The organism is Comamonas sp. Y33R10-2 (assembly GCF_019355935.1).
Lineage (GTDB): Bacteria > Pseudomonadota > Gammaproteobacteria > Burkholderiales > Burkholderiaceae_C > Comamonas.
This window is the reverse complement of record NZ_CP079925.1, coordinates 3,831,794-3,839,540: the sequence shown is the minus strand read 5'-3', so window position 1 is coordinate 3,839,540 and position 7,747 is coordinate 3,831,794. Positions and strand designations below refer to the sequence as shown.

Sequence of the window (7,747 nt, the reverse complement as noted above, 5' to 3'; positions counted from 1 at the left end):
CATCTCTGCCTCGCCTTAGGGCCGACTCACCCTACGCCGATGAACGTTGCGTAGGAAACCTTGCGCTTACGGCGAGGGGGCTTTTCACCCCCTTTAACGCTACTCATGTCAGCATTCGCACTTCTGATACCTCCAGCATCCGTCTCCAGACACCTTCACAGGCTTACAGAACGCTCTCCTACCACGTGCAATAAATTGCACATCCGCAGCTTCGGTAACTGGCTTAGCCCCGTTACATCTTCCGCGCAGGACGACTCGATCAGTGAGCTATTACGCTTTCTTTAAATGATGGCTGCTTCTAAGCCAACATCCTGACTGTTTTAGCCTTCCCACTTCGTTTCCCACTTAGCCAATTTTAGGGACCTTAGCTGGCGGTCTGGGTTGTTTCCCTCTTGAGTCCGGACGTTAGCACCCGGTGCTCTGTCTCCCAAGCTGTACTCGTCGGTATTCGGAGTTTGCATAGGTTTGGTAAGTCGCCATGACCCCCTAGCCTAAACAGTGCTCTACCCCCGACGGTAATACTTGAGGCACTACCTAAATAGTTTTCGGAGAGAACCAGCTATTTCCAAGTTTGTTTAGCCTTTCACCCCTATCCACAGCTCATCCCCTAATTTTGCAACATTAGTGGGTTCGGACCTCCAGTACCTGTTACGGCACCTTCATCCTGGCCATGGATAGATCACTTGGTTTCGGGTCTACACCCAGCGACTGTTCGCCCTATTCGGACTCGATTTCTCTGCGCCTCCCCTATTCGGTTAAGCTTGCCACTGAATGTAAGTCGCTGACCCATTATACAAAAGGTACGCAGTCACCCCTTACGAGGCTCCTACTTTTTGTAAGCATACGGTTTCAGGATCTATTTCACTCCCCTCCCGGGGTTCTTTTCGCCTTTCCCTCACGGTACTGGTTCACTATCGGTCGATGATGAGTATTTAGCCTTAGAGGATGGTCCCCTATATTCAGACAGGGTTTCTCGTGCCCCGCCCTACTTGTCTGCAGCCTAGTACCACCGATCGGTTTTCACATACGGGACTATCACCCACTATGGTTGGCCTTTCCATGCCATTTTGTTAACCGGTCGACTATCACTGCAAGGCTCTTCCGAATTCGCTCGCCACTACTATCGGAATCTCGGTTGATGTCTTTTCCTCTGGGTACTTAGATGTTTCAGTTCTCCAGGTTCGCTTCGCATACCTATGAATTCAGTATGCGATACCTATTGCTAGGTGGGTTCCCCCATTCAGAAATCTCCGGATCAAAGCTTATTTGCCAGCTCCCCGAAGCTTATCGCAGGCTATCACGTCTTTCGTCGCCTATCATCGCCAAGGCATCCACCATATGCTCTTAGTCACTTGACCCTATAACTTTGACGTCTCTTGCGAAACACAAAGCTCTAGAACTTCAAAGACTGGTGAGGTCTTACACCTCACGCGTTATGCCGTAATGTGAATATCTTTGGCTGTATCTTTCGACACAGCTTTGAGAATATTCGTCATTACTAAATATCTTTGCTTTCGCAAAATATTTGTTTTGACGCAATCAAAAAGTTGCTGATGGCACGGTGCATTAACCTTGGTTAATGCTTTCCACCAGCAACGCTGATTTCGACTCTATGAATTTTTAAAGAACAGCCTATTGATCAAAGATCAATATAAAAGCAGTCTGCTTCAGACTGCTTTTATATTGAATTTCTGTTTTCGCCTTCTCAACCCATGCTTTGTAGCACTTGCTGAGCCCACGATTATAGCATCACTGGACGCTATCATTTTTAACCTGGTGGAGGATGACGGGATCGAACCGACGACCCCCTGCTTGCAAAGCAGGTGCTCTCCCAGCTGAGCTAATCCCCCGGGATTGTCAATCCAGATGTTGGATTCAGTACCGAAGTACTGGTGGGTCTAGTTGGGCTCGAACCAACGACCCCTGCGTTATCAACACAGTGCTCTAACCAGCTGAGCTACAGACCCATTCCAATTTCTTGCTCGCATCGATTTCTCAATACAAACCCGTTTTGGCTTGTTCCAACAACCGATAAGTGTGGACGTTCAACTTAAAGCAGCATTTTTCCAGAAAGGAGGTGATCCAGCCGCACCTTCCGATACGGCTACCTTGTTACGACTTCACCCCAGTCACGAACCCCGCCGTGGTAAGCGCCCTCCTTGCGGTTAGGCTACCTACTTCTGGCGAGACCCGCTCCCATGGTGTGACGGGCGGTGTGTACAAGACCCGGGAACGTATTCACCGTGACATTCTGATCCACGATTACTAGCGATTCCGACTTCACGCAGTCGAGTTGCAGACTGCGATCCGGACTACGACTGGCTTTATGAGATTAGCTCCCCCTCGCGGGTTGGCAACTCTTTGTACCAGCCATTGTATGACGTGTGTAGCCCCACCTATAAGGGCCATGAGGACTTGACGTCATCCCCACCTTCCTCCGGTTTGTCACCGGCAGTCCCATTAGAGTGCTCAACTAAATGTAGCAACTAATGGCAAGGGTTGCGCTCGTTGCGGGACTTAACCCAACATCTCACGACACGAGCTGACGACAGCCATGCAGCACCTGTGTTACGGTTCTCTTTCGAGCACGAAACCATCTCTGGTAACTTCCGTACATGTCAAAGGTGGGTAAGGTTTTTCGCGTTGCATCGAATTAAACCACATCATCCACCGCTTGTGCGGGTCCCCGTCAATTCCTTTGAGTTTCAACCTTGCGGCCGTACTCCCCAGGCGGTCAACTTCACGCGTTAGCTTCGTTACTGAGTCAGTTAAGACCCAACAACCAGTTGACATCGTTTAGGGCGTGGACTACCAGGGTATCTAATCCTGTTTGCTCCCCACGCTTTCGTGCATGAGCGTCAGTACAGGTCCAGGGGATTGCCTTCGCCATCGGTGTTCCTCCGCATATCTACGCATTTCACTGCTACACGCGGAATTCCATCCCCCTCTACCGTACTCTAGCTTTGCAGTCACAATGGCAGTTCCCAGGTTGAGCCCGGGGATTTCACCACTGTCTTACAAAACCGCCTGCGCACGCTTTACGCCCAGTAATTCCGATTAACGCTTGCACCCTACGTATTACCGCGGCTGCTGGCACGTAGTTAGCCGGTGCTTATTCTTACGGTACCGTCATGACTCCGGGGTATTAGCCCAGAGCTTTTCGTTCCGTACAAAAGCAGTTTACAACCCGAAGGCCTTCATCCTGCACGCGGCATTGCTGGATCAGGCTTTCGCCCATTGTCCAAAATTCCCCACTGCTGCCTCCCGTAGGAGTCTGGACCGTGTCTCAGTTCCAGTGTGGCTGGTCGTCCTCTCAGACCAGCTACAGATCGCAGGCTTGGTGAGCCTTTACCCCACCAACTACCTAATCTGCCATCAGCCGCTCTAGTAGCACAAGGCCCGAAGGTCCCCTGCTTTCATCCGTAGATCTCATGCGGTATTAGCTACTCTTTCGAGTAGTTATCCCCCACTACTAGGCACGTTCCGATGTATTACTCACCCGTTCGCCACTCGTCAGCATCCGAAGACCTGTTACCGTTCGACTTGCATGTGTAAAGCATGCCGCCAGCGTTCAATCTGAGCCAGGATCAAACTCTATAGTTCGATCTTGAATTTAAAGTCTTTCGACTGCTCACTCACTTGACGGAATTAAGAAGAATAAATTCTTCCATAATTACTGTTTTCGTGAGCGCTTGATACTCCGAAGAGTTTTGTTCCGAAGAACTGGCTGCTTGCCATCAAACGCCCACACTTATCGGCTGTATTTTTTTAAGGATCTGAGAACTCAAACAGCTTTAAAACCACTTGAATTTCGTTGCTTGCTGTGATCAGCGAAGCCTTAGATTGTAGCACTGTTTTCACAGTACTTTTAAAACGTTTTTGCGTTTTCTTCTCACCCCTCTTGCGAAGAGAGAGAAGAAAACGCCTGGCGTGAGCCAGGCGTTTTGGCGTAAGAGCCTGACGATGACCTACTTTCACACGGGAACCCGCACTATCATCGGCGCTAAGTCGTTTCACGGTCCTGTTCGGGATGGGAAGGAGTGGTACCAACTTGCTATGGTCATCAGGCATAAACTTTTTGTCAGATCGATCGCTTATTTTCTCGATTAACTTCTTAATCGATTGCTTTCAATCCAACGAATTCATAGAGTCTTAATCAGCTTATTCGATTGCGCCTATTTGGCATAACTTGAATGATCGTTTTCACAATTCATTCTGTCTTTTATTTTCTGAGCTAAACCCAAAGTTATAGGGTCAAGCCTCTCGGGCAATTAGTACTGGTTAGCTTAACGCATTACTGCGCTTCCACACCCAGCCTATCAACGTCGTGGTCTACAACGACCCTTCAGGGGGCTCAAGGCCCCGGCAGATCTCATCTTGAAACGAGTTTCCCGCTTAGATGCTTTCAGCGGTTATCTCTTCCACACTTAGCTACCCTGCGATGCCACTGGCGTGACAACAGGTACACCAGAGGTGTGTCCACTCCGGTCCTCTCGTACTAGGAGCAGGCTTCCTCAAATCTGCAGCGCCCACGGAAGATAGGGACCAAACTGTCTCACGACGTTTTAAACCCAGCTCACGTACCTCTTTAAATGGCGAACAGCCATACCCTTGGGACCGACTACAGCCCCAGGATGAGATGAGCCGACATCGAGGTGCCAAACACCGCCGTCGATATGAACTCTTGGGCGGTATCAGCCTGTTATCCCCAGAGTACCTTTTATCCGTTGAGCGATGGCCCTTCCATACAGAACCACCGGATCACTATGTCCTGCTTTCGCATCTGCTCGACTTGTCAGTCTCGCAGTTAAGCACGCTTATGCCATTGCACTATCGTCACGATGTCCGACCGTAACTAGCGTACCTTCGAACTCCTCCGTTACGCTTTGGGAGGAGACCGCCCCAGTCAAACTGCCTACCATGCACTGTCCCCGATCCAGATAATGGACCAAGGTTAGAACCTCAAACGCACCAGGGTGGTATTTCAACGTTGGCTCCATGTGATCTAGCGACCACACTTCAAAGCCTCCCACCTATCCTACACAGATCCGTTCAAAGTCCAATACAAAGCTACAGTAAAGGTTCATGGGGTCTTTCCGTCTTTCCGCGGGGAGATTGCATCATCACAAACATTTCAACTTCGCTGAGTCTCAGGAGGAGACAGTGTGGCCATCGTTACGCCATTCGTGCAGGTCGGAACTTACCCGACAAGGAATTTCGCTACCTTAGGACCGTTATAGTTACGGCCGCCGTTTACTGGGACTTCAATCAAGAGCTTGCACCCCATCATTTAATCTTCCAGCACCGGGCAGGCGTCACACCCTATACGTCCACTTTCGTGTTTGCAGAGTGCTGTGTTTTTATTAAACAGTCGCAGCCACCAATTTTTTGCAGCCCTTTTTAGCTCCGTTTGTTCAACTTCACTGACTTAGGGCACACCTTCTCCCGAAGTTACGGTGTTAATTTGCCGAGTTCCTTCTCCTGAGTTCTCTCAAGCGCCTTAGAATACTCATCTCGCGCACCAGTGTCGGTTTGCGGTACGGTCGTCAATAGCTGAAGCTTAGTGGCTTTTCCTGGAAGCAGGGTATCACTCACTTCGTGTGCAAGCACACTCGTTATCACGCCTCATCTTAGCTCTCCGGATTTGCCTAAAGAGCACGACTACACGCTTGAACCAACATATCCAACAGTTGGCTGAGCTAACCTTCTCCGTCCCCACATCGCACTATTGATCGGTACAGGAATATTGACCTGTTTCCCATCAGCTACGCATCTCTGCCTCGCCTTAGGGGCCGACTCACCCTACGCCGATGAACGTTGCGTAGGAAACCTTGCGCTTACGGCGAGGGGGCTTTTCACCCCCTTTAACGCTACTCATGTCAGCATTCGCACTTCTGATACCTCCAGCATCCGTCTCCAGACACCTTCACAGGCTTACAGAACGCTCTCCTACCACGTGCAATAAATTGCACATCCGCAGCTTCGGTAACTGGCTTAGCCCCGTTACATCTTCCGCGCAGGACGACTCGATCAGTGAGCTATTACGCTTTCTTTAAATGATGGCTGCTTCTAAGCCAACATCCTGACTGTTTTAGCCTTCCCACTTCGTTTCCCACTTAGCCAATTTTAGGGACCTTAGCTGGCGGTCTGGGTTGTTTCCCTCTTGAGTCCGGACGTTAGCACCCGGTGCTCTGTCTCCCAAGCTGTACTCGTCGGTATTCGGAGTTTGCATAGGTTTGGTAAGTCGCCATGACCCCCTAGCCTAAACAGTGCTCTACCCCCGACGGTAATACTTGAGGCACTACCTAAATAGTTTTCGGAGAGAACCAGCTATTTCCAAGTTTGTTTAGCCTTTCACCCCTATCCACAGCTCATCCCCTAATTTTGCAACATTAGTGGGTTCGGACCTCCAGTACCTGTTACGGCACCTTCATCCTGGCCATGGATAGATCACTTGGTTTCGGGTCTACACCCAGCGACTGTTCGCCCTATTCGGACTCGATTTCTCTGCGCCTCCCCTATTCGGTTAAGCTTGCCACTGAATGTAAGTCGCTGACCCATTATACAAAAGGTACGCAGTCACCCCTTACGAGGCTCCTACTTTTTGTAAGCATACGGTTTCAGGATCTATTTCACTCCCCTCCCGGGGTTCTTTTCGCCTTTCCCTCACGGTACTGGTTCACTATCGGTCGATGATGAGTATTTAGCCTTAGAGGATGGTCCCCCTATATTCAGACAGGGTTTCTCGTGCCCCGCCCTACTTGTCTGCAGCCTAGTACCACCGATCGGTTTTCACATACGGGACTATCACCCACTATGGTTGGCCTTTCCATGCCATTTTGTTAACCGGTCGACTATCACTGCAAGGCTCTTCCGAATTCGCTCGCCACTACTATCGGAATCTCGGTTGATGTCTTTTCCTCTGGGTACTTAGATGTTTCAGTTCTCCAGGTTCGCTTCGCATACCTATGAATTCAGTATGCGATACCTATTGCTAGGTGGGTTCCCCCATTCAGAAATCTCCGGATCAAAGCTTATTTGCCAGCTCCCCGAAGCTTATCGCAGGCTATCACGTCTTTCGTCGCCTATCATCGCCAAGGCATCCACCATATGCTCTTAGTCACTTGACCCTATAACTTTGACGTCTCTTGCGAAACACAAAGCTCTAGAACTTCAAAGACTGGTGAGGTCTTACACCTCACGCGTTATGCCGTAATGTGAATATCTTTGGCTGTATCTTTCGACACAGCTTTGAGAATATTCGTCATTACTAAATATCTTTGCTTTCGCAAAATATTTGTTTTGACGCAATCAAAAAGTTGCTGATGGCACGGTGCATTAACCTTGGTTAATGCTTTCCACCAGCAACGCTGATTTCGACTCTATGAATTTTTAAAGAACAGCCTATTGATCAAAGATCAATATAAAAGCAGTCTGCTTCAGACTGCTTTTATATTGAATTTCTGTTTTCGCCTTCTCAACCCATGCTTTGTAGCACTTGCTGAGCCCACGATTATAGCATCACTGGACGCTATCATTTTTAACCTGGTGGAGGATGACGGGATCGAACCGACGACCCCCTGCTTGCAAAGCAGGTGCTCTCCCAGCTGAGCTAATCCCCCGGGATTGTCAATCCAGATGTTGGATTCAGTACCGAAGTACTGGTGGGTCTAGTTGGGCTCGAACCAACGACCCCTGCGTTATCAACACAGTGCTCTAACCAGCTGAGCTACAGACCCATTCCAAT

The 7,747-nt window shown here is 49.5% G+C and carries 4 tRNA genes, 3 rRNA genes and 1 other annotated feature; all 7 genes read right to left on the bottom strand.

The annotated features are described in order from the left end of the window. Positions 1-1,358, bottom strand: a sequence feature (23S ribosomal RNA rRNA prediction is too short). 416 nt (positions 1,359-1,774) lie between these two features. Beyond that, positions 1,775-1,850: transfer RNA gene (locus KUF54_RS17320), tRNA-Ala, on the bottom strand. A gap of 40 nt (positions 1,851-1,890) precedes the next feature. Next, a tRNA-Ile gene (locus tag KUF54_RS17315) sits at positions 1,891-1,967 on the bottom strand. Positions 1,968-2,070: 103 nt separating this feature from the next. Beyond that, positions 2,071-3,603: ribosomal RNA gene (locus tag KUF54_RS17310) — 16S ribosomal RNA — on the bottom strand. 352 nt (positions 3,604-3,955) lie between these two features. After that, positions 3,956-4,068, bottom strand: a 5S ribosomal RNA gene (gene rrf / locus KUF54_RS17305). 182 nt (positions 4,069-4,250) lie between these two features. Then, positions 4,251-7,130: ribosomal RNA gene (locus KUF54_RS17300) — 23S ribosomal RNA — on the bottom strand. 416 nt (positions 7,131-7,546) lie between these two features. After that, positions 7,547-7,622: transfer RNA gene (locus tag KUF54_RS17295), tRNA-Ala, on the bottom strand. Between the two features lie 40 nt (positions 7,623-7,662). Continuing rightward, positions 7,663-7,739: transfer RNA gene (locus KUF54_RS17290), tRNA-Ile, on the bottom strand. Positions 7,740-7,747 lie beyond the last annotated feature (8 nt).